The sequence below is a fragment of the Mangrovibacter yixingensis genome (genome assembly GCF_020523985.1).
GTDB lineage: Bacteria > Pseudomonadota > Gammaproteobacteria > Enterobacterales > Enterobacteriaceae > Mangrovibacter > Mangrovibacter yixingensis.
The window spans coordinates 141,901-162,588 of record NZ_JAIVKM010000001.1; the positions used below are offsets into that span (position 1 = coordinate 141,901).

At 50.5% G+C, this 20,688-nt stretch carries 19 protein-coding genes; 11 read left to right on the forward strand and 8 right to left on the reverse strand.

Annotated elements, in window-relative coordinates; genetic code table 11:
* Positions 1–66: 66 nt before the first annotated feature.
* A complete protein-coding gene (dcuR, locus tag LC084_RS00740; RefSeq protein WP_226568504.1) occupies positions 67–786 on the reverse strand; it encodes a two-component system response regulator DcuR in 720 nt (239 codons plus the stop codon).
* The gene (locus LC084_RS00745) at positions 783–2,414 is read right to left on the reverse strand and encodes a sensor histidine kinase (protein ID WP_226568506.1); all 1,632 of its coding nucleotides are present in this window, start codon (positions 2,412–2,414) and stop codon (positions 783–785) included. Before LC084_RS00745 ends, dcuR begins: the two co-directional genes overlap by 4 nt.
* Before the next feature lie 954 nt (positions 2,415–3,368).
* Between LC084_RS00745 and LC084_RS00750 the strand changes: the two genes are divergently transcribed.
* The 3 genes from LC084_RS00750 (at position 3,369) to LC084_RS00760 (ending at position 5,069) form a co-directional block, all read left to right on the forward strand.
* Positions 3,369–3,668, forward strand: coding sequence for a hypothetical protein (locus tag LC084_RS00750; protein ID WP_226568508.1), 300 nt, complete (start codon positions 3,369–3,371; stop codon positions 3,666–3,668).
* Positions 3,658–4,446 carry a prepilin peptidase gene (locus LC084_RS00755; protein WP_226568510.1) on the forward strand — a complete coding sequence of 263 codons (789 nt, stop codon included), beginning with the start codon at positions 3,658–3,660 and terminating at the stop codon, positions 4,444–4,446. The genes LC084_RS00750 and LC084_RS00755 overlap by 11 nt, the downstream gene beginning before the upstream one ends.
* Positions 4,447–4,709: 263 nt before the next feature.
* Positions 4,710–5,069 (forward strand): hypothetical protein, encoded by a 360-nt coding sequence (locus LC084_RS00760; protein WP_226568512.1) that lies wholly within the window; start codon positions 4,710–4,712, stop codon positions 5,067–5,069.
* On the opposite strand, the gene LC084_RS00765 is transcribed toward LC084_RS00760, so the two are convergent.
* Positions 5,063–5,851 carry a helix-turn-helix transcriptional regulator gene (locus LC084_RS00765; RefSeq protein ID WP_226568514.1) on the reverse strand — a complete coding sequence of 263 codons (789 nt, stop codon included), beginning with the start codon at positions 5,849–5,851 and terminating at the stop codon, positions 5,063–5,065. The two genes, LC084_RS00760 and LC084_RS00765, sit on opposite strands and share 7 nt — an antisense overlap.
* Before the next feature lie 113 nt (positions 5,852–5,964).
* Here LC084_RS00765 and cfa point away from each other — a divergent pair, with 113 nt between their 5' ends.
* From cfa to gap, 3 genes are all read left to right on the forward strand, one after another.
* Positions 5,965–7,116, forward strand: a complete 1,152-nt coding sequence (gene cfa / locus LC084_RS00770) for a cyclopropane fatty acyl phospholipid synthase (protein WP_226568516.1) — start codon at positions 5,965–5,967, stop codon at positions 7,114–7,116.
* 93 nt (positions 7,117–7,209) lie between these two features.
* Positions 7,210–8,205, forward strand: a complete 996-nt coding sequence (locus LC084_RS00775; protein ID WP_226571095.1) for a GlxA family transcriptional regulator — start codon at positions 7,210–7,212, stop codon at positions 8,203–8,205.
* Positions 8,206–8,270: 65 nt separating this feature from the next.
* Positions 8,271–9,281 (forward strand): type I glyceraldehyde-3-phosphate dehydrogenase, encoded by a 1,011-nt coding sequence (gap, locus tag LC084_RS00780; RefSeq protein WP_226568518.1) that lies wholly within the window; start codon positions 8,271–8,273, stop codon positions 9,279–9,281.
* Positions 9,282–9,311: 30 nt separating this feature from the next.
* Here gap and LC084_RS00785 read toward each other — a convergent pair whose 3' ends face one another.
* Entirely contained in the window at positions 9,312–10,220 is a 909-nt protein-coding gene (locus LC084_RS00785; RefSeq protein WP_226568520.1) for a LysR family transcriptional regulator, read from the reverse strand.
* A 155-nt stretch (positions 10,221–10,375) separates the two neighbouring features.
* Between LC084_RS00785 and speB (LC084_RS00790) the strand changes: the two genes are divergently transcribed.
* Genes speB (LC084_RS00790) through LC084_RS00805 form a run of 4 tightly spaced genes read left to right on the forward strand, consistent with a single transcriptional unit; the run spans position 10,376 to position 14,711 of the window.
* Positions 10,376–11,341, forward strand: coding sequence for an agmatinase (speB, locus tag LC084_RS00790; RefSeq protein WP_226568521.1), 966 nt, complete (start codon positions 10,376–10,378; stop codon positions 11,339–11,341).
* Positions 11,338–12,324, forward strand: coding sequence for an agmatinase (gene speB / locus LC084_RS00795; protein WP_226568522.1), 987 nt, complete (start codon positions 11,338–11,340; stop codon positions 12,322–12,324). Before speB (LC084_RS00790) ends, speB (LC084_RS00795) begins: the two co-directional genes overlap by 4 nt.
* The gene (locus LC084_RS00800) at positions 12,321–13,145 is read left to right on the forward strand and encodes an ABC transporter substrate-binding protein (protein WP_226568523.1); all 825 of its coding nucleotides are present in this window, start codon (positions 12,321–12,323) and stop codon (positions 13,143–13,145) included. The genes speB (LC084_RS00795) and LC084_RS00800 overlap by 4 nt, the downstream gene beginning before the upstream one ends.
* Positions 13,146–13,175: 30 nt before the next feature.
* Complete coding sequence (locus tag LC084_RS00805) at positions 13,176–14,711, forward strand: amino acid ABC transporter permease/ATP-binding protein (protein ID WP_226568524.1); 1,536 nt, start codon at positions 13,176–13,178, stop codon at positions 14,709–14,711.
* Here the strand turns inward: LC084_RS00805 and LC084_RS00810 are convergent.
* The 4 genes from LC084_RS00810 to LC084_RS00825 form a co-directional block, all read right to left on the reverse strand.
* Positions 14,680–15,228 carry a GNAT family N-acetyltransferase gene (locus LC084_RS00810; RefSeq protein ID WP_226568525.1) on the reverse strand — a complete coding sequence of 183 codons (549 nt, stop codon included), beginning with the start codon at positions 15,226–15,228 and terminating at the stop codon, positions 14,680–14,682. The genes LC084_RS00805 and LC084_RS00810 overlap by 32 nt on opposite strands.
* A gap of 103 nt (positions 15,229–15,331) precedes the next feature.
* Positions 15,332–16,573 (reverse strand): MFS transporter, encoded by a 1,242-nt coding sequence (locus tag LC084_RS00815; RefSeq protein WP_226568526.1) that lies wholly within the window; start codon positions 16,571–16,573, stop codon positions 15,332–15,334.
* 47 nt (positions 16,574–16,620) lie between these two features.
* Positions 16,621–17,079 carry a MarR family winged helix-turn-helix transcriptional regulator gene (locus tag LC084_RS00820; RefSeq protein WP_226568527.1) on the reverse strand — a complete coding sequence of 153 codons (459 nt, stop codon included), beginning with the start codon at positions 17,077–17,079 and terminating at the stop codon, positions 16,621–16,623.
* Positions 17,080–17,314: 235 nt separating this feature from the next.
* Entirely contained in the window at positions 17,315–18,970 is a 1,656-nt protein-coding gene (locus LC084_RS00825; protein WP_226568528.1) for a methyl-accepting chemotaxis protein, read from the reverse strand.
* An 805-nt stretch (positions 18,971–19,775) separates the two neighbouring features.
* Between LC084_RS00825 and LC084_RS00830 the strand changes: the two genes are divergently transcribed.
* Positions 19,776–20,639, forward strand: coding sequence for an NAD(P)-dependent oxidoreductase (locus LC084_RS00830; protein ID WP_226568529.1), 864 nt, complete (start codon positions 19,776–19,778; stop codon positions 20,637–20,639).
* Positions 20,640–20,688 lie beyond the last annotated feature (49 nt).

A 20,688-nucleotide genomic window follows, 5' to 3' on the forward strand; every position in this document is an offset into this window, starting at 1 on the left:
CAGTCAACCCCCCGGGGCGCACCAATAAAAAGCACGCACCGGGCAAGTGTGCCCGGGCGAATACTGTTACTGGCAATATTGCTTGAGTAATGCGTAATGCTCAGCCTGCAAACGGTAGCGATAAACCGGGCGGCCGGTTACACCATAGTGAATACTGGTAAACAATATTTCACTTTGCGCCAGCCAGATAAGGTATTTCCGGCACGACACGCGGGAAATATTCACAGCGTTTGCCAGTTCATCGGTGGAGAACTCACTACCCGGATGCGCATCAATCCACAGGCAAATGGTGCGCAGGGTTTGTGGCGTCAGGCCCTTTGGTAACCGTTTTGAGTCACTGTTTTGGTGAAGATTACCGCGAATCAACCTGTCCACATCCGCCTGCTCGTAATACTGCTGGTTATCCATCAGGTTTTTCTTCTGACGCCAACCCGTCAGTGCTTCTTCAAACCGGGAAAACTGAAAGGGCTTGATCAGGTAATCCACCACACCATAATTCAACGATTTTTTGATATTTTCGGCATCGGCTGCGGAAGAGATAACAATGACGTCGATGGGGCGTTGTGCCTGGCGCAACACGGGTAACAGATCCAGACCATTATCCTGCTGCATATAAATATCCAACAAAATGAGGTCGATCGGTTGTTGCTTGTTGAGCACCAATTCGCTTGCTTGTTGTAACGTTGAAGCTGTGGCGCAACAGGTAAAACCGGGTACCTGGGCAACATAACAGCGGTTCAGTTCTGCGACCATCGCATCATCATCGACTATCAACACATTGATCATGTGCTCATCCTCTTACCATCCCAGGGAAGTTGTACATAAAATTGAGTGTAAACACCGGGCTCTGATTCAACCGAAATGGAGCCTCCGAGGTTTTCTGCTTGTTGCTTCGCGAGGAACAGCCCAACACCGCGTTCACTTCCCTTGGAAGAGAACCCTTTTTCAAAAATGGCCTGAACATTTTCAGGTGCAATACCGGGGCCATCATCACTCACTTCACATGACAGCCAGCCTTCCTGGTAATGCAGTAACACACTGACTTCCCCTTCGGGTTGCCCCTGAAGTGCATCAAAGGCATTTTCAATCAGGTTTCCCAAAACAGTGATTAATACCGCAACTTGATCTTCGTTATCGTTATCTGGCATCAGGCAATCTTCTGCCAGAGTAAGACGCAGGCCAGCATCATGAGCGCGGTTAATTTTTCCCAACAGAAACCCGACAATGACGGGCGATTTAATTTTCAACTGCAGGGAGCCAATTTCAGCCTGGTAGTTATTTGCGGTGCTAAGAATATACTCTTCCAGCCGCTCATAACTCTTCATGTGCAGTAACCCCAGAATGACATGTAATTTATTCATGAATTCATGGGAGCGCTCTCGCAACGCATCGACATAGTTTACCATGCCGCTCAGCCGCTGCATTAACTGACTGACTTCGGTTTTATCCCTGAAAGTACAAATAGCGCCAATAATCGTATTGTTACTGCGCACCGGGACGGTATTACTTAACAGAACCCGGCCATTGAGCGTTATCTCCTGGTCCCGCAGTGGTTTGCCTGTTCGTAATACCTCACGTAACTTGGCAATAAGCGGCTGCGAATCATTAATATGGCCGGGCAACGGAGCATCGGCGGTACTGGTATCACGCAAGAGTTGCCGGGCGGTCTGGTTGATCAAATTGACATGGGCCTGGTCATCAACAGCAATAACCCCTTCTTTAATTGACTGCAACATGGCCTGGCGTTGTTCAAACAAGGTAGAAATTTCATAGGGCTCAAGGCCAAACAGAATGCGTTTTAGCATCCGTACCAGGCACCAGATACCAATGGCACTAATTAAAGCACCGAACAGCACGGTCCAAATAATGCTCCAGCGGCTGTGATTAATCTGCGCTTTTACTTTATCAAGAGAGATACCTATCGCTACCACGCCAATTTGTTGGTGCTGGCTATCATAGACCGGGGTATACACCCGAACGGCTTCACCCAGTACACCATGGTTAACCGAGACGTTCTCATTGCCCACTAACGCCGTGTTAATGTCACTGCCAATATAGTGGTGGCCAATAGCATCTTTGTTTGGATGGGAGTAACGAATACCATCCATATTGGTAATCACAACAAATAACAGATCATTGCGCTTGCGGATGGCTTCAGCCAGTGGCTGTATTTGGTAGGTTTGTGGCGGTTGTAATAGCGCCGCTTGAACCTGTGGTGAGTCTGCCAGTGTGCGGGCTACCGCCATTGCTTTATCTTCCAGCCCATCACGCGTGGCATCGCTTATCTGAAAAAAGTAGAGCAGATGAACCACTAACAATAATGGAATAATGACAGCGCTCACCATCAAAATGACGGATGTGCTTAGCTTCATTGGCCGCTTGCGCGTTGTGCGGGGTTGCTGCGAGTCGCTCATAGGCGCCCTTAACACAAAACAATCAGGTGATTATTATCGCTTGCTGAGGTTATTTGTAAATATCCGATTATCTCTGATAACGCTTTTATGATGATAAATCAGATGTTGCCCTGTTCCTTGTTGAACTGCGTTGGAAAATGTGCCTCTCAATGGTTATAAAACTCACAGCTGAAAATGTGGGAAAATACGTTATTCACCTTATTTGAACGCGTAAAAACTACGGGGGTTATTTTCTCGTTGCGTGTTTAAAAAGAAGGGTTCTGGCCTGGAGCCAGTTTTTATGCAGGGCGTTTTTCGCAAAGCTTATAAGTTTATATAGTGGTTAAATATACAAGGTATCGTCCTGGCTAGAAAATATCTCAACCCTCACATTCTCGCGGGTAAATGGTTTGCTGGCTCTGGAAATCTTGCGGGGAATATTCCAATTTTCACAACAGATTATTATTTTGATGGGCGTAATGGTGCTACAGGTGTTATTCTCCCTCTGCTGGTGTGGGTGGCGTTGCCAGACAACATGGCCTGTACATCATGTGTTATCAGACTTGTGCGGTGATGAGCATCGTCGCTTTGCAATGGCCTACTTTGGCAGCTAAGGCACACGCAGTAATCAGCCATCAGGCTGAATTGGGCCAATAACGTAAAGGATTTTCCATGTGGGGCCGGGCTTATATTACCCGCTAACACCCTCAACTTTGCTAAATGCCGGGAAAGAGAACGTTTCTTATCCTTGTGTTTGGTTTCTTTGGGTTAATGATTACTCGGTTGTTTCTCAATGTACATGTGTTTGTCAATTAGTTCAGGTTGCCAGTAGGGAGTTTGGCTGCATCATTTTATTCGCACTGGTTTTAGTATGCACATTAATATTTTTACACTTTACGTAAAGTTAGAAAGTCTTCCCGCCAGGGGGAGTTTATGCAAAGTAGTTAATGGAGTCGTTAATATGCAGGAAGCAGAATGAAAACCGTTCCAGAATTTAGTTTTCAATTAGCAAGTGTTGCTGTTAAAAATAATATTCAACGTAAGTTGCCGCCATTATTGTATGTGCAACAACTATACGGTTCAGCGCCGTGCTTTACACAGTTTGCCACCATGATATTACCTGCAGCCCATACCTGCCTTGTTAAACGGCACCTTGCCATGTTTGAACTGAGCGAAAGCCGTGGGCAGTACCCAGGTAAAATGGGCGCGGTATTAAATGGTAACGCCGGTATTGGGTTGGCACCCACAGTGAGGTGCTCAGGCAATGGTTGGTGACCTCATCTCATTCCCTCTTATTGCCTTGCTGGGAGCCTGTGTTGGCAGCGTGGTTAATGTTTTGCTCTGGCGTATTCCAATCATGCTGGCACAACCCCACAACCGTGATTTCAACCTCTGCTTGCCGCGTTCACACTGCCCGCTGTGCAAAACGCCTATAGCCTGGCATTACAACGTGCCTGTATTGGGCTGGTTATTCCTGAAAGGGCGCACTGCTTGTTGCCAGCAACCCCTGGCCCGGCGCTATGTGCTGATTGAGTTGTTACTGGCTATTTTGGCGTTGTTGCTGTCCTTCCTGCTGGCAAGCCCCGTGTTACTTGCCGCGGGTGTGCTGTTTTCGGCGTTGCTGGTAGCACTGCTGTTGACAGACCTGCAGCATATGTTACTGCCCGATGTGCTTACGCAGCCTTTGTTGTGGAGTGGGTTGTTACTGGCCCTTTCTGGTGCCGGGCCAATAAGCCTGGAATCAGCCTTGTTGGGGGCTGTAACAGGGTATTTAGCATTATGGTTGCTGTACTGGGTTGTGCTGCTGGTGTGCAATAAAGAAGGTATGGGCTATGGGGATTTTAAGTTGATGGCAGCGCTCGGGGCTTGGTGCGGCTGGAAAATGCTGCCATCCATTCTACTACTGGCTGCACTGTTAACCCTGGCGTTTATGCTGGCGGCGCGAGCTGCTCACCGGCGCTCACTCCATGAAGCTATCCCTTTTGGGCCTGGGTTGGCGCTGAGCGGTTGGGTGGGGTGGTTACTTGCCGTTCACCTGCCTTTTATCTGGTAACCCCGAGTTTTGTCACAGCCAGATCTTGTGGTTCAGGCCTTTAATATGCCGTATTCACAGGTTACAACGTGACATTGTCCGTTAATCAATAGCATCTGTCTTAGTGGCGTAATAACGCACAGTGCATTTTGATGGATAATCGGGTAACTGTTGTTTTTTCATGGCCTGTCCGGGTGTTGCTCCGGTCGGTGTCTTTTTCGTTTGTTGCTTTACTTTTATCTGCTGCAACACGCAGATTTGGCAACAGTAGTGGAGACTTTCTGATGTATGACTCAATTGACCAGTTGTTTACCCGAGCTGAAAGTTTACTGGCTGCGGGTATGCACCGCCGTGCCGCACGTTTGCTGCGTGATATTGCAACTTCACCTGAAACGCCAGATTCCGCTCGTAAACGTGCCTGGCATATGATTGGTGAGCCTCAAATATCAGCAGATGAGAAACGCCGACTGGAAAAAGAGAAAGACTTGCTGGCAGCCCAACGGCGGCAACAGTTGATGGATGACCGGCAGCGTGTACTGGCCTATTTTACCCAAGGGTACAGTACGACTGAGGTACAAAGCATGACTGGCCGTTCCAAGGCGTTCGTCGCTGCCTGGCACAAAAAATGGGAAGATATTCAGTAGCGGGAAGGTGGAATGCCAAACATTTGGCGGAACGCATAAGTAAATGATGCAACGCTGGCATAGCCCAAATCCAGCGCGACTTGAGTAACGCTGTGGTTATTTTTCAACAAAATAACCGCATCCAGCAGGCGCATTTTCTGTTTCCATTCACTGAATGTAATTCCGGTTTCTTTTTTGAAACGGCGGGAGAAAGTACGCACAGACATACCACAGTGTGCAGCCCATTCATCAATCGTATGAGCACGCCCAGGTTCAGCCTGAATCGTCCGGCAAACTTGCATAATTGCGGGTGATGCAGGCCAGGCAAGAGAAAAACCTGCATCAGGCAATTGCTCCAGCAAGTGGAGTAGCACAGAAACCAGCATGCCATTAGGCCCATCCTCGTCATAGTGTGCAGGGACATGAATGGTTGCATGGTGAATATATTCCCGCACAAAATGGCTAACCACCACCACATGGCAGGTCGCGTGATTCAGCGTAATTTTACCCGGTGAGATATACAGACTTTCCAGTTGAGTATCACCGCTGGCCTGTACCTGATGAGGTATATTTTGTGGGATCCAGATACCGTGAAAAACGGGTACGAATAAAGTCCTGCCATCCACCTCCACCCGCATTCCGCCTTTCCGGGCATAGAGAAACTCAACAAACTCATGTTGATGCTGAGCAACATAGTGGTTGTTGGGAATGGGGTAACTGCGGAAATACACAGGCCGGGGCAGGTGGGTAATTTCTGCCACACGGGTAGCTGCAGCATCTTCGACTCTGGCAGGGCGTGGCATAGTAGGTTGTCCTTTATTCGATATAAATTGTCTTTGTATGGTAATACCTGCCATAAGGGAATTCCATAAAATAATCAGACGACTAACCTTTCAAACATCTGCAGGAAATCAGAATGAGCCATACCTCTCTCGCGGTGGAGTCTTCCACAGAACATGATGCCTGGTGGCGTATTGCCGAAACACTACTTGATGAAGCCGGTATCACTATTAATGGCTCGGGTGCTGCGGATATTCAGGTGAAACACCCCAACTTCTTTAAACGTGTATTACAACAAGGATCCCTTGGCCTGGGGGAAAGCTATATGGATGGCTGGTGGGAGTGCGAACGGCTTGATCTCTTTTTCACCCGTATTCTTAAGGCCGGTCTGGACACCAAAATCCCTCACCATTTGAAAGATGTATTACGGATTTTATGGGCGCGTACCGTCAATCTTCAGTCACGCAAGCGGGCGTGGATTGTAGGCAAAGAGCACTATGATTTGGGCAATGATCTGTTCACCCGTATGCTGGATCCCTTTATGCAATATTCCTGTGGGTACTGGAAAACAGCCACTGATCTTGCCAGCGCCCAGCAAGCGAAATTGCGCCTGATTGGTGAGAAATTGCAACTTCGCCCTGGAATGAAAGTGTTGGATATTGGTTGTGGTTGGGGCGGGCTGGCAGAATTTCTTGCCCGTGAATATGGCGTGTCGGTGTGTGGCGTCACTATTTCTCGTGAACAACAAGCACTGGCGCAACAGCGTTGTGCCGGGCTGGATGTGACGATTCTGCTCCAGGATTATCGTGACCTGAACGAACAATTCGACCGAATTGTTTCGGTGGGGATGTTTGAGCATGTCGGCCCGAAAAATTACGCCACCTATTTTTCCGTTGTGGCCCGTAATCTGAAACCCGATGGGCTGTTCTTATTACATTCTATTGGCTCCAATAAAACAGATATGAATGTTGACCCATGGATTAATAAATACATTTTCCCCAACGGCTGCCTGCCATCCGTGCGCCAAATAGCCGATGCCAGCGAACCCCATTTTGTGATGGAGGACTGGCATAACTTTGGCCCGGATTATGACAAAACGCTTATGGCCTGGTACCAGCGTTTCCTCACCGCCTGGCCGGATATTGCCAGCAACTACTCTCCACGTTTTAAACGGATGTTTACCTATTACCTTAATGCCTGTGCCGGGGCGTTCCGCTCCCGTGATATTCAGCTATGGCAAGTGGTGTTCTCTCACGGCACCGAAGGCGGGTTGCGCGTACCCCGTTAAGTTAGCGTGAGCAGAAGCCTCAGGGCGTTGTCTGAATTTGTTTGTTGGTTATAATTAGTGACAAATCCATTCACCACAACGCCCTGGCTGCCAATGAACTCAGTGCTGATTATTGTTCCCGATGGGGGCATGTTATTCGAATCCGTCGGGGTAACCGATATCCTGATGCAGGCTAACGAGCGTAATGCCTTTAGCGCTTTCCCACAAAAGTCATATCAAGTCACTATTGCTACTACCCAAATGCATAAAGCCGTGCATGGGCGTTCTGGGCTCACCTTGCTGGCCGATGCTCGCCTGACAGAACTGGACCCACGGGAAGCGCGCGGCACAATAATGGTTACCGGGCGTGGTGTGGATGCGGAGGAAGACGAAGCTGTTGCGAGTTGGTTACGTATGGCAGCACCTCATGCGCAACGCATTGCATCCGTGTGTGGTGGCGCATTACTGCTGGCGATGGCGGGCATACTGAATGGGCGACGGGCAACGACTCACTGGCGCCTGCTGGATCACATGGCACAAACCTGGCCCGGTATCACTGTAGAGCGTGGGCCAATATATGTTCAGGATGGGCCAGTATGGACATCGGCCGGTGTCAGCTCTGGTTTTGATCTCACACTGGGGTTAGTCGAAGCGGATATGGGGCATGCTATTGCCCGCGAAGTGGCGCAGGATATGGTGATGTATTTGCGCCGTCCGGGTGGGCAAAGCCAGTTCAGCCGTTACCTGCCAGCCAGAGCGGCAAAACCGGGGCCGATTCGCGACTTGCAAGACTGGATTCAAGGTAATCTTGCGGAAAACTTGTCGGTAGAAAGGCTGGCGGAAGACCTGGCAATGAGCCCGCGTAACTTCAACAGGGTGTTTTTACGGGAAACAGGCACCAGCCCGGCAAAGTACGTGGAGCACGTCAGGCTCGATGCCGCCCGTGAGTTCCTGGAGCAAACCAGTGACGGGGTTGAGCAAATCGCACTACAGACCGGTTTTGGCTCAGGAATCAATTTGCGGCGCGTTTTTGAACGCCATTTACAGGTTTCCCCCACGACTTACCGCGAGCGTTTTTATGCCCGTTCGATGGCTGAAATTGATCGTTAAATGTCATATTCGCCAGGCACCCTACTCAGTACAGTAGTTAACAGAAACTGACTGAGGAGGTGTTTATGGTGAAGGTAGGCATTAACGGATTTGGGCGTATTGGCCGCAATGTACTGCGCGCTGCTCTTGGCCAGGATGATTTCAATGTCGTCGCGATTAACGATCTGACTGATAGCGCGACACTGGCGCATTTACTTAAATATGACTCCCTGATGGGGAAATTTCCGGTTAGCGTAGAAACCGAAGGGGATAACTTGTTGGTTGGGGGAAGACCTATTCGGGTGTTTGCCCACCGCGACCCGTCAGAGATCCCCTGGCATTCTCTGGATGTGGACATAGTCATTGAAGCAACGGGCTTTTTTACCGAAAAAAGTAAGGCAGAAGTGCATATCACCCGTGGTGGTGCTAAACGCGTCATTATCTCGGCACCGGGCAAAAACGATGACCTCACCATCGTGATGGGGGTGAACCACACGCAGTACAATCCTGAAAAGCATATTGTGGTCAGTAACGGCAGTTGCACCACCAATGGGCTCGCTCCCGCCGTACAGGTACTGAATCAGGCGTTTGGTATTGAACACGGCATGATGAACACCACCCATGCCTACACCAACAGCCAGGCCCTGCACGACCAGCCAGAAAAAGATTTGCGTGGTGCCCGTGCCGCTGCGTTGTCTATCGTGCCGTATTCCAGTGGCGCGGCAAAAGCAATTGGCAGGGTTATTCCTGAGCTTGATGGCCGGCTTACCGGGTATTCTTTGCGAGTACCGGTGCCAGTGGTATCAATTGTGGACTTAAGTGTGAACCTGAAACGGGATGTCACCGTAGAAGACGTGAATGCCGCTTTCCGCGCAGCCGCCAGTGAAGGGCCACTAAAAGGGATCCTTGGCTACAGTGATGAACCGTTGGTGTCCAGTGATTACCGTGGAGACCCGCGTTCTTCCATTATCGACGGGCTGTCTACCTTGGTTATTGGTGGGCGCATGGTGAAAGTGCTTGCCTGGTACGACAACGAATGGGGCTTTTCAAACCGCCTGGTTGACCTGGCCTTAATGATGGCGCGCCTTGGGTTATAACGGGTTTATCCTTACTTTGTCCCGGTGCATTCAGCGCCGGGATTTGCTATTTTTCGCGGAATTTCTTAGCAAATCACGCAGGGTTCGTATCAGCACTTCTTTGCTACGCCCACGGCGGAAAATCAAAGAAAACGGAGCCTGATAACCATAATCGGTGGGTAACAGTGCCCGCAACCGTTGCTGTTTTACCCAGTTCAGCGCGTAATGCTCTGGTAAATACCCAATGTATTTCCCTGAGAGGATAAGCATGAGTTGTGCTTCCATGCTTTCCACACTGGCAAGGCTCTGCTTAAACCCTTTCTTGCCCAAATCCGCCGCACTCCAGTAACTCCGTGTGACCATGCGCATCTGGGAAATATGCGCCACTGTCGGGTGGCGAATGCTGAATAATTCATGTTGATCACTGCAATACAACCAGTGTTGTTCACGGTACAACGGGTGTGATACCACGCTGTTGCCTTGCAGAGAAAAGGTACCAACAGCAATATCGAGTTCATTATTCAGAATACCGTGCAATAGCGCATTCGGGTTTTTGATCTGCAGGTTAAGGTGAACCAGTGGAAACAGCTCGCTGAACTGTGCAATAGCTTTACTGGCCGGGAGCATTGGGTCGGTAATCGTGGAGTCAATAATGCCCAGGTTCAGGGTGCCACTTTGTTCACCGCGTAGTGACGCCGTGTAGCGGTCAAAATTCTCCAGCGTGTTCAGTAACGTCATACTCTGCTGCAAAAAGGCCTCGCCTTTGGTGGTTAGCGCAAACCCGCCTCTCCCCCGGCGGCACAGCACAAACCCCAGCTTTTCTTCCAGCTCACTCATGTAATTACTGATAGCCGATACGGTTAAATTCAGCTCTCCCTGAGCATTGGCAAACCCCTGGTGTTTGGCCACAGTAACAAAAATATGCACCAGCCGAAGATTGGGGAATTTCCCAGCAGCCATAAGTGATTACCTCTGTTTTATTCCATGAATTAGTTTTCCTTTTTCTAAACTAATTTTTTGCTTTTTGCTATTTTTTCATCCTTTCGCCCTGATGCACTATTTCCAGACACACCTGGGGCAGGGTTACCTGCTCCGCTAACCAGGAGAAAGTGCTCATGGAGAAAGTGTATAACCAACCACAGGGCGGCAACGAAATGCCGCGCTTTGCAGGGCGAGGCACTATGCTACGCCTGCCTTTTTGTGACAGCCCGGCAGGCCTGGATGCTGCGTTTGTCGGGATCCCGCTGGACGTGGGAACTTCACAACGTGCCGGAACCCGCTACGGGCCACGTAACATCCGCAATGAATCCGTGATGATTCGCCCATACAACATGGCAACCGGGGCGGCCCCTTTTGATTCCTTGCAAGTTGGTGATATTGGCGATGTGCCGATTAACACCTACAGCCTGCTGAAATCTGTCGACATCATTGAAGATTTTTATACCCGGCTTAATGACTGGCCGCTCATTCCGCTTACCCTGGGCGGTGACCACACATTAACGCTACCCATTCTGCGCGCACTGGCGAAAAAACACGGCCCGGTCGGGCTTATTCATGTCGATGCGCATACCGACACCAACGATGACATGTTCGGCGAAAAAATTGCTCACGGCACCACGTTCCGCCGGGCAGTAGAAGAGGGCTTGTTGGATTGCCAGCGTGTTGTGCAAATCGGCCAGCGCGCACAAGGCTATGCCAGCGGTGATTTCCAGTGGGGAGTAGACCAGGGGTTCCGGCTCATTCCTGTTGAACAGTGCTGGCACAAAAGCCTGGCCCCGCTGATGGCGGAAGTTCGCCAACTGATGGGCGCGGGTCCGGTGTACCTCTCTTACGATATAGACAGCATTGACCCAGCCTGGGCACCTGGCACAGGTACCCCGGAAGTTGGTGGGCTCAGCGCTATTCAGGCTTTAGAAATTGTTCGCGGTTGCCGGGGAATAAATCTGATTGGCTGCGACCTGGTCGAAGTCTCCCCCCCTTACGATATTAGCGGTATGACTGCACAACTTGGCGCCAACTTACTCTACGAAATGCTGTGTGTGTTGCCAGGAGTGCGCTATCAAGGAGAAACACGTCTGTGAATACTTTAACTTCAACGGATTACCCTCAGCCTCAAAGTGGTGATATTCCACGCTACAGTGGGCTGCCAACTTTTTTTCGCCTGCCTTTTGGCGCACAAATTGCAGACTTGAGCATCGGTGTTGTGGGGGTGCCCTGGGATGGGGGAACGACCAACCGGGCGGGAACTCGCCATGGGCCACGTGAGTTACGTAATGCCTCAAGCCTGGTGCGCCGGGTGCATCCGGTGACATATCAGTCACCCTATGACCTGGCAAAAGTAGGTGATTTGGGTGATGTGCAGGTTAACCCGGTAGATGTGCAGGACAGCCTGGCACGGATCGAAAGCTATTACCGCACTCTGTATCAGCAGCAGGTTATGCCTTTGACAGCCGGCGGCGATCACCTGACTACATTGCCCATTTTGCGGGCATTGGGGCGGGAGAAACCGCTGGGCATGATCCATTTTGATGCGCACTCGGATACCAATGATACCTACTTCGGCGGGGAGAAATTTACCCATGGCACGCCATTTCGCCGTGCGGTGGAAGAGGGGGTACTGGACCCAAAACGCACAGTGCAAATTGGTATTCGTGGGGCATTGTTCAGTGAACATGATCACGCCTGGGCCCGTGCCAATGGCATCACCATTATTCCCATGGAACAAGTGGCGCAAGAGGGTATGCAAACCGTGATGGAGCGTGCCCGAGCCATTGTTGGTATGGAACCAACCTATATCAGTTTCGATATTGACGTGCTGGATCCGGTCTATGCACCCGGTACCGGTACGCCAGAAATCGGTGGAATGACCACGCTTCAGGCACAGCAGGGTGTACGCCTGTTGCAGGGGTTGAACTTAGTGGGCGCTGATGTTGTGGAAGTGGCACCGCCTTTTGATCAGGGCAACCTGACCAGCATGACCGGCGCCACCATGATGTTTGAATTACTTTGCCAGCTTGCCGATGCACACCATCGGCGAATGACTTCTACAGGAGCAATGCGATGACTAAAGCTGTTTCTCTGCGTGGTATGTGTGTGGCTCTGGCGCTAATGGCGGGCCTGGGTACGGTTTCCTCTGCGGCCAGTGCGGCCGATGGCACGTTGAAACCGGGGGTGTTAAAAGTCGGGGTGGAAGTGGCTTACCCGCCGTTTGAATCCTGGCAGGATAATAAAATTGTCGGGTTCGATGCTGAACTGGCGCAGTTGCTCAGCCAGCAAATGGGGTTAAAACTGCAACTGGCAGACACCAAATTCAGCGGCCTGATCCTTGGGCTCAATGCAGATCGCCATGACACAGTAATATCCGCTCTGTATATCACACCGGAACGCACCGCTCAGGCGGATGCCATTCCTTATGCCGATACCGGTGCGTACATCATGGTGCGTAATGACAGCGCTATCGAGCCGAAAACAGAAAAAGACTTGTGTGGCCTAACCGTGGGGTTACAACAAGGCACCTCCTGGGTGAAAAAACTGCGTGAGCTTTCAGACAGCTACTGCAAAACCAACGGTAAAGGGGCTATCACGGTAAAAGAGTTCCCCACCGCACCGGAAACTATGCAGGCATTGTTGGCCGGCCATGTTCAGGCTCAAGTGGATATCGCCGGTGCTGTCAGCATGTTTGCCGAGCGCAGCCATGGCCGGGTGAAAATTACCTCCCCCAACACGATTTACCCGCAAACACTGGGTATCTATGTCAAAAAAGGGAACGACGTGTTGAAAACCAGCCTGACCAAGGCGCTGGCAGCTCTGCGCCAGAACGGGGAATACGCCGCGTTACTGAAAAAGTATGCCCGCTATGGCATTACGGATACTCAGGCCCGCTAATGGCGTTAACCAGACAGGAGAGCACAGCATATGACATTTAACTGGGCCTATTTCTTTTCACTCTTTTCAATGAATGCGTTTTGGCAGGCCTGTGTCACCGTGGTCGAACTCAGCGTGCTCTCCTGGTTGGCAGGCCTGGTTTTGGGCTTTCTGATGGCCAGCGCCAGGTTATCTGGCCCGGCCTGGCTGAAAAGTATCAGCCAGGTTTATATCTGGCTATTTCGCAGTGTGCCGCTACTGGTGCTGGTGGTATTTGTGTATAACTTGCCGCAGCTTTTCCCCAGCACTGGCGCTATTTTGGGCAATGCCTTTGTGGCCGGGCTGATAGCGACCGTGCTGGTGGAAACCGCGTATATGGCAGAAATACACCGTGGTGGATTGCTCTCGGTGGCGAAAGGCCAGCACGAAGCGGGCCATGCATTGGGGTTTGGCTATGTTGGTATTCAGCGCCTGGTGGTTATCCCACAGGCACTGCGCATCGCGCTGCCATCCCTTATCAATGAATTTATTACCATTGTGAAGCAAACCTCGCTGGTTTCGGTTATCTCATTGCCAGAATTGTTAATGACCGGCCAGCGGTTATATGCAGAAAACTTCCTGGTGATGGAAACCCTGGCAGCCGTGGCCGTTTACTACGTGTTGATAGTCTCTGCCTTCAGCCTGTTGTTTCAGTTTGTTGAACGCTGGGTTAACGTACAGGCCAAAACACCGCAAACTCTGGCCGATGAACAACTGGTTGCTTTGCGTGAGCAGGCTCAACCCCTGGCACTGCGCCAGCCAACAACACAACACGGCACTCCAGATGCTTTGTTAATGAAGGATATTCATAAAGCCTGGGGCCAGCATGAAGTCTTGAAAGGTGTCGGGTTACGGGTCGCACCAGGTGAAGTGGTTAGCGTAATTGGTCCTTCGGGTTCAGGAAAAACGACATTAATTCGCACCATTAATGGCCTGGAAAATCTGGATAAAGGCGAAGTGGTGTTATTCGGTGAAGGGTTTATTCAGTCTGGTAACGCCCGTAACCGCAAGGCCGAGCAGCAAGGTATTCGGCGCATTGGTATGGTTTTTCAGGGGTTTAACCTGTTTCCCCACTACACCATTTTGCAAAATGTGATGCTGGCTCAGCGTTATCACCACCAACCGGAAAAAGAAACAGTGCGCCGTGCCCAGGCCCTGTGGTTGCTGGATAAAGTGGGCTTGCTGGCTCATGTGCATAAATACCCTCACCAGTTATCTGGTGGGCAACAACAGCGTGTGGCGATTGCCAGAGCACTGGCATTATCGCCAGATATTATGTTGTTTGATGAGCCCACTTCGGCGCTGGATCCGGAGCGAGTCGGAGAAGTGCTAAAAGTTATCAGTGACCTGGCCCGTGAGGGCATGACAATGGTAATTGTGACTCACGAAATGGATTTTGCCCTGGCGATTTCGGACCGGGTGGTACTGATGAACCAGGGAAATATTCAGGCCGATGCCACCCCGGCGAATATTCGTTGCGCCGATAGTAACCCTGCTTTACAGCGCATTCGCCAGTTTATGGGTGTGAATACTGCTGAAGTGGCCTGAAATCTTCTTCATACAGGCGATATTCACAATCATCGTAATAGTGGCCATTCAGTAAATAGCTCTGTTTGGTCACTATTTCACAGCGAAACCCCACCTTTTCCAGTAACTGAATAGAAGCCTGGTTATCCTTGAGTGCCAGCGCACTGATTTTCTTTATACCCGGCAGGTTGAGGGCAAACTGGCATACCGCAGACAAGGCTTCAAAGGCATAGCCTTTCCCGCGAGCGGCTGGCAACAGGCTGTAGCCCACAGCTGCTGTATCAGGCACCAGTCTGTTGATATTCAGGCCAATATCGCCTACTGCTTGTGGGTTGTGCTGCTCACGAATAATAAAGTAGCAGCCCGTTTCCTGATTCAGCAGGCGTTCAAAACTTTGCCGAATACCGTCTTCACTATCAATTTCCGCCATGTATTTCATGACGTCCGGATTTTGGCGCAGAGCCAGGTAAAACGGCCAGTCATCGGCATTAAGCGTAGTCAGTACCAGCCGGGCTGTGGAAAGTTCGTTTTTTATCATGGCAATTAGGTATTGAAAGAGTAATGGAACGCAAAAAATGCGCTGCTACCATACCATGTTTGTTCGGCAGTTGGCCCAATGTTGTTGTGGCTTCTCGGTTTTTTTAGGACACATCGCGAGTTGTAGCTGGCAGCGAAGCCCTGCGTTGGCGCAACCAAACCAGAATGCCAATGACTGCGGCGATGATACCGGCCGCAGCCCCAATTCCCATGGCACACCGTGCGCCATAATGGTCTGCTACCCAACCAACAATGGGTGCCCCGATTGGTGTCCCGCCCATGGCAATACAAATGCGCAATGCCATTACCCGCCCACGCATGCTGGATTCAGTGGTCAGTTGCACCAGGCTGTTAGAGGTGTTCATAAAGGTCAGTGAAGCAACCCCGGTTATGCCTAACATCGCCGCAAACCACCAGTAACCTGGGGAGATAGCTGCCAGGATACAACCTATACCGAAAAAACCGGCTCCCAGAATTAGCGTAGTAAAACGTGGCCGTTCGCGCCCGGCACACATCAGCGCCCCCAGCAATGTTCCGCACGCCATCACGGAGGAAAGCAACCCAAAACCACGGGCATCGGTGTGGAATACGTTAACGGCCATCGTCGAAATATAAATCGGAAAGTTCAGGCCAAATGTGCCAATAAAAAACAGCATCAGCAGGATGGCTTTGAGATCTGGCCGGCCTTTAACATAGCGCAGCCCTTCAACAAAACTGCCTTTTTTACGCGCTGCCCGCACCTGGGGGTAGAGCTTATCTGCCTGCAGAAACAGCAGTGAAATCAGCACGGCGATAAACGACAGCCCGTTAAGTGCAAATGCCCAGCCTGTGCCTACGGCGGCAATTACCAGCCCGGAAACGGCGGGGCCTATCATCCGCGCCGAATTAAACGAGGTAGAGTTAAGTGCCACGGCATTAGGCAAATCGTTATCGCCAACCAGCTCAGCAACGAAGGTTTGCCTTGCCGGGGCATCGAAGGCGTTTGCCGTACCAAATAAAAACGCGAAGACATAAACATGCCATAACTGAACCAGGCCTGTAATAGTCAGCACCCCAAGCCCAAGCGCCAGGATGCCCATAATCGCCTGGGTGGTCAGCAGCAATTTCCGCTGGTTAAAGTAATCTGCGGCAAACCCGGTCCACGGCAGGAATAATAACGGCGGGGCAAACTGCAACGCCATGACCACGCCAACTGCCGATGCATTGTGGTTCGTCAGTTGCGTTAAGACTATCCAGTCTTGTGCCACGCGCTGCACCCAGGTGCCAATATTTGAAACAAAGGCACCGCAGGCCCAAATACGGTAGTTAGTATTGCGAAATGAACGAAAAATCGTGGTAACTGACATAGCGACCTGTGGTTAGCAATCTGTTTCTGGGGAAGAAGTCCGGTTGATTATTTTCCACTACTGGCATCATCGGTTAACCGGTTAATCAGGCTAATGGCCTGGGAAAGCGTTTCCTGTTCCTCCTCGCTGAGGGACGCTGAAATACTGCGGGTTAACCAGTCCTTACGAAGCGCTCTGCGCGGCATAACCCACTCATACCAGGCATCAGTCAGCGAAAGTAATGTTTGGCGCCCGTCATTGGGGTCTGGTTTCCCCGTGACAAACCCGGCTTCCACCAGGCTGTTAACAATGGCTGCCATTGATTGTGGCCGGATACCTTCAGTACGGGCCAGGGCCGAAACGGTTTCCGTACCCTCGTTTTCCAGGTGGTGCAGCACAGCCAGTTGCGAGGCGGAAAGCTCGCTTAGGGTAGATTGCTGGCGTAACCGGCGGCGGAGTTTGCGCATGGCGGTTTGCAGGGCCTGAGCCAGCATGGCGCTTTGTTCAGAAGGTATGGATGTATTCATGTGCAGTTCACTGTTAGTTAGCGGTGTTCTTCATACTTCAAATTGCAGGCCGGGTACGAATACCAGCTAATTCAAATTATCTACAGTCAAACTGTACAGCTAAACTGTAAAGTTTACCTGTATAAAAAAACAAAACCGCACGGAATGCCTCATGCGGTTTCGGGCGTAACAATGTAAAAAGGCCGGGAAACCTGTGATTTTCCCGGCAATGCTCTGCAATATTAACTTGTTATTATTAGAATGTTTCCCAGTTTTCCCCGGTGTTGGCAGTAAGCGCCTTCACGCCCTGGGTCGGTTTTAGCGCCGGCTTTCTCACTTCAGAATTCGCTTTGGCGGTATAGCTGCTGCCAAGGTCAAACACTGCAATCGCACCAGTCAGATGTTCTGCTTCCATCTCCAGTGCCGCGGCACTGGTGGCAGCCTGCTGAACCTGGGCGGCGTTTTGTTGGGTGACGCTATCCATTGAGTTCATCGCCTGGCCGATCTGGTCGATACCGCGGGTTTGTTCATCGGATGCGACAGCAATCTCACCCATCAATTCCCGTACCCGGCTGACAGAAGCAATAATGGTTTCCATCGCTTTGCCTGCTTCCTGTACCTGGCCTGCACCGGTGGTAACCCGGCTGACAGATTCACTGATTAAGCCTTCAATCTCTTTAGCTGCCTGGGCACTGCGCTGTGCCAGGGAGCGAACTTCACTGGCGACGACGGCAAAACCACGCCCTTGTTCGCCTGCTCTGGCTGCTTCAACTGCAGCATTCAGTGCCAGAATATTGGTCTGGAACGATATGCTGTTAATCACACTGGTGATATCCGCGATTTTTTGCGAACTTTCGGAAATCCCTGCCATGGTTTTCACCACAGTATTCGTGATTTCACCACCTTTTTGGGCAATACCCTGAGCTTCATCGGTTAACTGGCGTGCCTGGTGTACGTTTTCCGCATTGTTTTTCACGGTGGAAGTCAGTTCTTCCATACTGGCGGCAGTCTGTTGCAGCGCCGCTGCCTGCTGGTCGGTACGGCCAGAGAGTTCTTCGTTGCCTTTACGAATCTGGCTGGTGCTGGTGTAAATGGTGCCAGAACTGTCGCGGATTACTGTAACCGTATCGCGCAGGCTGTCTTGCATACTGCGAATGTAGGGAATCAGTTGCCCGGCACAGTTGCGGCCAAAGTCATCAATATTATGTTGCAACTGGCCTGCAGTTAAACGCTCCAGGTGCCGTTTGATAATGCCAACCGGGCGTACCAGGTAAGCAACCAGGTAACGGTCAGTCAGAAACAGTGTGACAATCCCCGCCACCAGAGCAGCCAGCAGGATAAAACGGTTACTGGTAATGTGGCTCTGAGCTTCTTTAACCATGTGATCTGATTGAATGGCCTGGGCGTATTTTTCAGCAGTAGCGCCAAACTGCACACTCAACGGTGGGTATACGTGGCGAAATGTCTGGCGGAAACTGTCCAGATTATTCGCCTGGGCATTTTGCAACATAGGGGCGATAGTATTAAGCAGGGTTTCCCAGTCATTAACCATCTGCTGAACCAGTGCGTCATCTATTCCCGGGTGCTGGCTCTGGCGGAACTCTGCCAGCATATCCTGGCTGATTTTCAGTGCCTTGCCTGCGGAAACGAAAGTTTTCTCTGCATTGGCTTCATCGCCAGACTGGCGGAAGTCTACCGCGCGTAACATCCGCGTCATGCTGCGGAAGTACTGGTCATTGCCTTTAACCAGCATGGCATAAGTGTGTTTTTGTTCTGTATTTTGTTCCAGTAAGTGGCTTACATCAGTAAAGTTTCTCAGCGTTAATGTGGTTGCCACACCCCAAATCAAGGTGAACACGGCAAGGATAATCAACAACATTTTTCTGACGGTAATATCTTTTAAGATCTGCATAATTGGCTCCGGATAATCAGTGTGGTTATCCACAGTGGAAAATAAATGGCCAACATGAGACTGGCTTTGCGTTATTTGAAATTCAATTTCAAAAAAATCCTGCCATATGTGTTACGCAGAGTAATTTACTATTAAGCCAGGCACAGGTTTTAGTAATCAAAGTTAGTCGCAATTAAATATATCAAAGGCAACTAAATACAACAGCAAAGTTCTATTTCTGCTCCTTGCTGTATGGAAATTAATATACCCTGGATTTCTTAAATTAGTATTAATTTATTTATTCTGTTTAAATGTGTCGATCACATTTTTTTGCTTATTTTTTAAATAATAACCAATAAAATTAACAGGATCTGTGTAGGTTTATCTGTTGTAAGTAATGGCTTGTACTCCTCCAGAGGTATCTGGTTAATACTTCAGTATATACGTGGTGTTCTTTTTATAATTGTATTAGTACCGGTATTTTTATTGTGGGTTATTTTTTACTTAATGCAAATTGTTGATGTCGGAATGATTAATATAACCAGGGTTTGGAGATATTTCTCATGGCATGGGGCGTTGGGCGTTCGCAGGGAGTGAAAAATAGCACTAACTTGATCGTGTCCGGGCTGTGCTTGCTGCTATTTCTGCTAATTTATCTCCCTTGAGGTATTTCTTGCTTGCAACCTGCCAGGAGAAAGCGTCAGATACCTTAGCCCATTTAGCCGGCGCGGGGCGAGCCTTGTGTTTAACAGGCAACCGGCATTTCCCGGCGGTTCCCTCCCGTACCAGTCACCGCCGCGTATTGAATCTTGAAAAGGTAACAATCATGGCGAAAGTGACATTTCTTGGCACCGGGGCGATGGGAAGCCGAATGGCAATGAACTTACTGAAAGCCGGGCATGATGTTACGGTGTGGAACCGTACCCCGGAAACAGCCGCGCCTTTGGTGGATGCTGGTGCGAGCCAGGCATTTACGCCACGGGAAGCCGTTGAGCAGGCCGGTGTGATAATTTCGGTATTACGTGATGATGACGCTTCACGTGAAGTGTGGCTCAACCCTGAATGGGGCGCACTTGCCGGTATGCCTGCCAGCGCTATTGCTATAGAAAGTAGTACGCTCACAGTCTCTTGGGTACGTGAACTGGCACAGATAATGTCTTCCCGTGACCGGCCATTTTTGGAAGCCCCTGTTTCTGGTTCGCGCCCCCAGGCTGATAACGCCAGCCTTATCTATTTTGTTGGCGGTTATGAAGGCTATGTCGATCATGTCCGTTCTTTATTATTACAAATGGGCTCTGACGTGTTTTATGTTGGGAGCCACGGCGCTGCGGCAATGAGCAAGCTGGCGACCAATACGTTAATGGGCGTGCAGGTCGCGGCCCTGGCCGAAACTATCGCAATTCTGATTCGGGAAGGGGTGGATGTTGTCAGGGTGCTGGATGCCGTTTCAGGTACGGCTTCCTGGAGCCCGATGGCCGGGCGGGTTGCTCAGTCTATGCTGGCCCAGCAGTTTGCACCGCTATTTCCGGTTGAGTTGATAGAAAAAGACCTGGATTACATGCTGCGCTCGGCCGATGAAGCCCCGGCAATGCCTGCTATCACAGGTGCGCGTGATGCTTTTCGCGAAGCCATGGCCCAAGGGCTGGGGCAAGAGGATATGAGCGGTGTGGTGCGTTTATTCGTGAAATAAGCTGTGCCGTTAACCTGATGTCACCAGGCAGCCGGTTGTGGCCTGCCTG

Coding starts and splice junctions, on each gene's coding strand:
- LC084_RS00775 (WP_226571095.1), top strand. CDS start 7,210: ATGAACTCAGTGCTGATTATTGTTCCCGATGGGGGCATGTTATTCGAA.
- LC084_RS00785 (WP_226568520.1), bottom strand. CDS start 10,220: ATGGCTGCTGGGAAATTCCCCAATCTTCGGCTGGTGCATATTTTTGTT.
- LC084_RS00800 (WP_226568523.1), top strand. CDS start 12,321: ATGACTAAAGCTGTTTCTCTGCGTGGTATGTGTGTGGCTCTGGCGCTA.
- LC084_RS00755 (WP_226568510.1), top strand. CDS start 3,658: ATGGTTGGTGACCTCATCTCATTCCCTCTTATTGCCTTGCTGGGAGCC.
- cfa (WP_226568516.1), top strand. CDS start 5,965: ATGAGCCATACCTCTCTCGCGGTGGAGTCTTCCACAGAACATGATGCC.
- LC084_RS00830 (WP_226568529.1), top strand. CDS start 19,776: ATGGCGAAAGTGACATTTCTTGGCACCGGGGCGATGGGAAGCCGAATG.
- LC084_RS00810 (WP_226568525.1), bottom strand. CDS start 15,228: ATGATAAAAAACGAACTTTCCACAGCCCGGCTGGTACTGACTACGCTT.
- dcuR (WP_226568504.1), bottom strand. CDS start 786: ATGATCAATGTGTTGATAGTCGATGATGATGCGATGGTCGCAGAACTG.
- LC084_RS00825 (WP_226568528.1), bottom strand. CDS start 18,970: ATGCAGATCTTAAAAGATATTACCGTCAGAAAAATGTTGTTGATTATC.
- speB (WP_226568521.1), top strand. CDS start 10,376: ATGGAGAAAGTGTATAACCAACCACAGGGCGGCAACGAAATGCCGCGC.
- LC084_RS00750 (WP_226568508.1), top strand. CDS start 3,369: ATGAAAACCGTTCCAGAATTTAGTTTTCAATTAGCAAGTGTTGCTGTT.
- LC084_RS00760 (WP_226568512.1), top strand. CDS start 4,710: ATGTATGACTCAATTGACCAGTTGTTTACCCGAGCTGAAAGTTTACTG.
- LC084_RS00805 (WP_226568524.1), top strand. CDS start 13,176: ATGACATTTAACTGGGCCTATTTCTTTTCACTCTTTTCAATGAATGCG.
- LC084_RS00745 (WP_226568506.1), bottom strand. CDS start 2,414: ATGAGCGACTCGCAGCAACCCCGCACAACGCGCAAGCGGCCAATGAAG.
- LC084_RS00820 (WP_226568527.1), bottom strand. CDS start 17,079: ATGAATACATCCATACCTTCTGAACAAAGCGCCATGCTGGCTCAGGCC.
- gap (WP_226568518.1), top strand. CDS start 8,271: ATGGTGAAGGTAGGCATTAACGGATTTGGGCGTATTGGCCGCAATGTA.
- LC084_RS00765 (WP_226568514.1), bottom strand. CDS start 5,851: ATGCCACGCCCTGCCAGAGTCGAAGATGCTGCAGCTACCCGTGTGGCA.
- LC084_RS00815 (WP_226568526.1), bottom strand. CDS start 16,573: ATGTCAGTTACCACGATTTTTCGTTCATTTCGCAATACTAACTACCGT.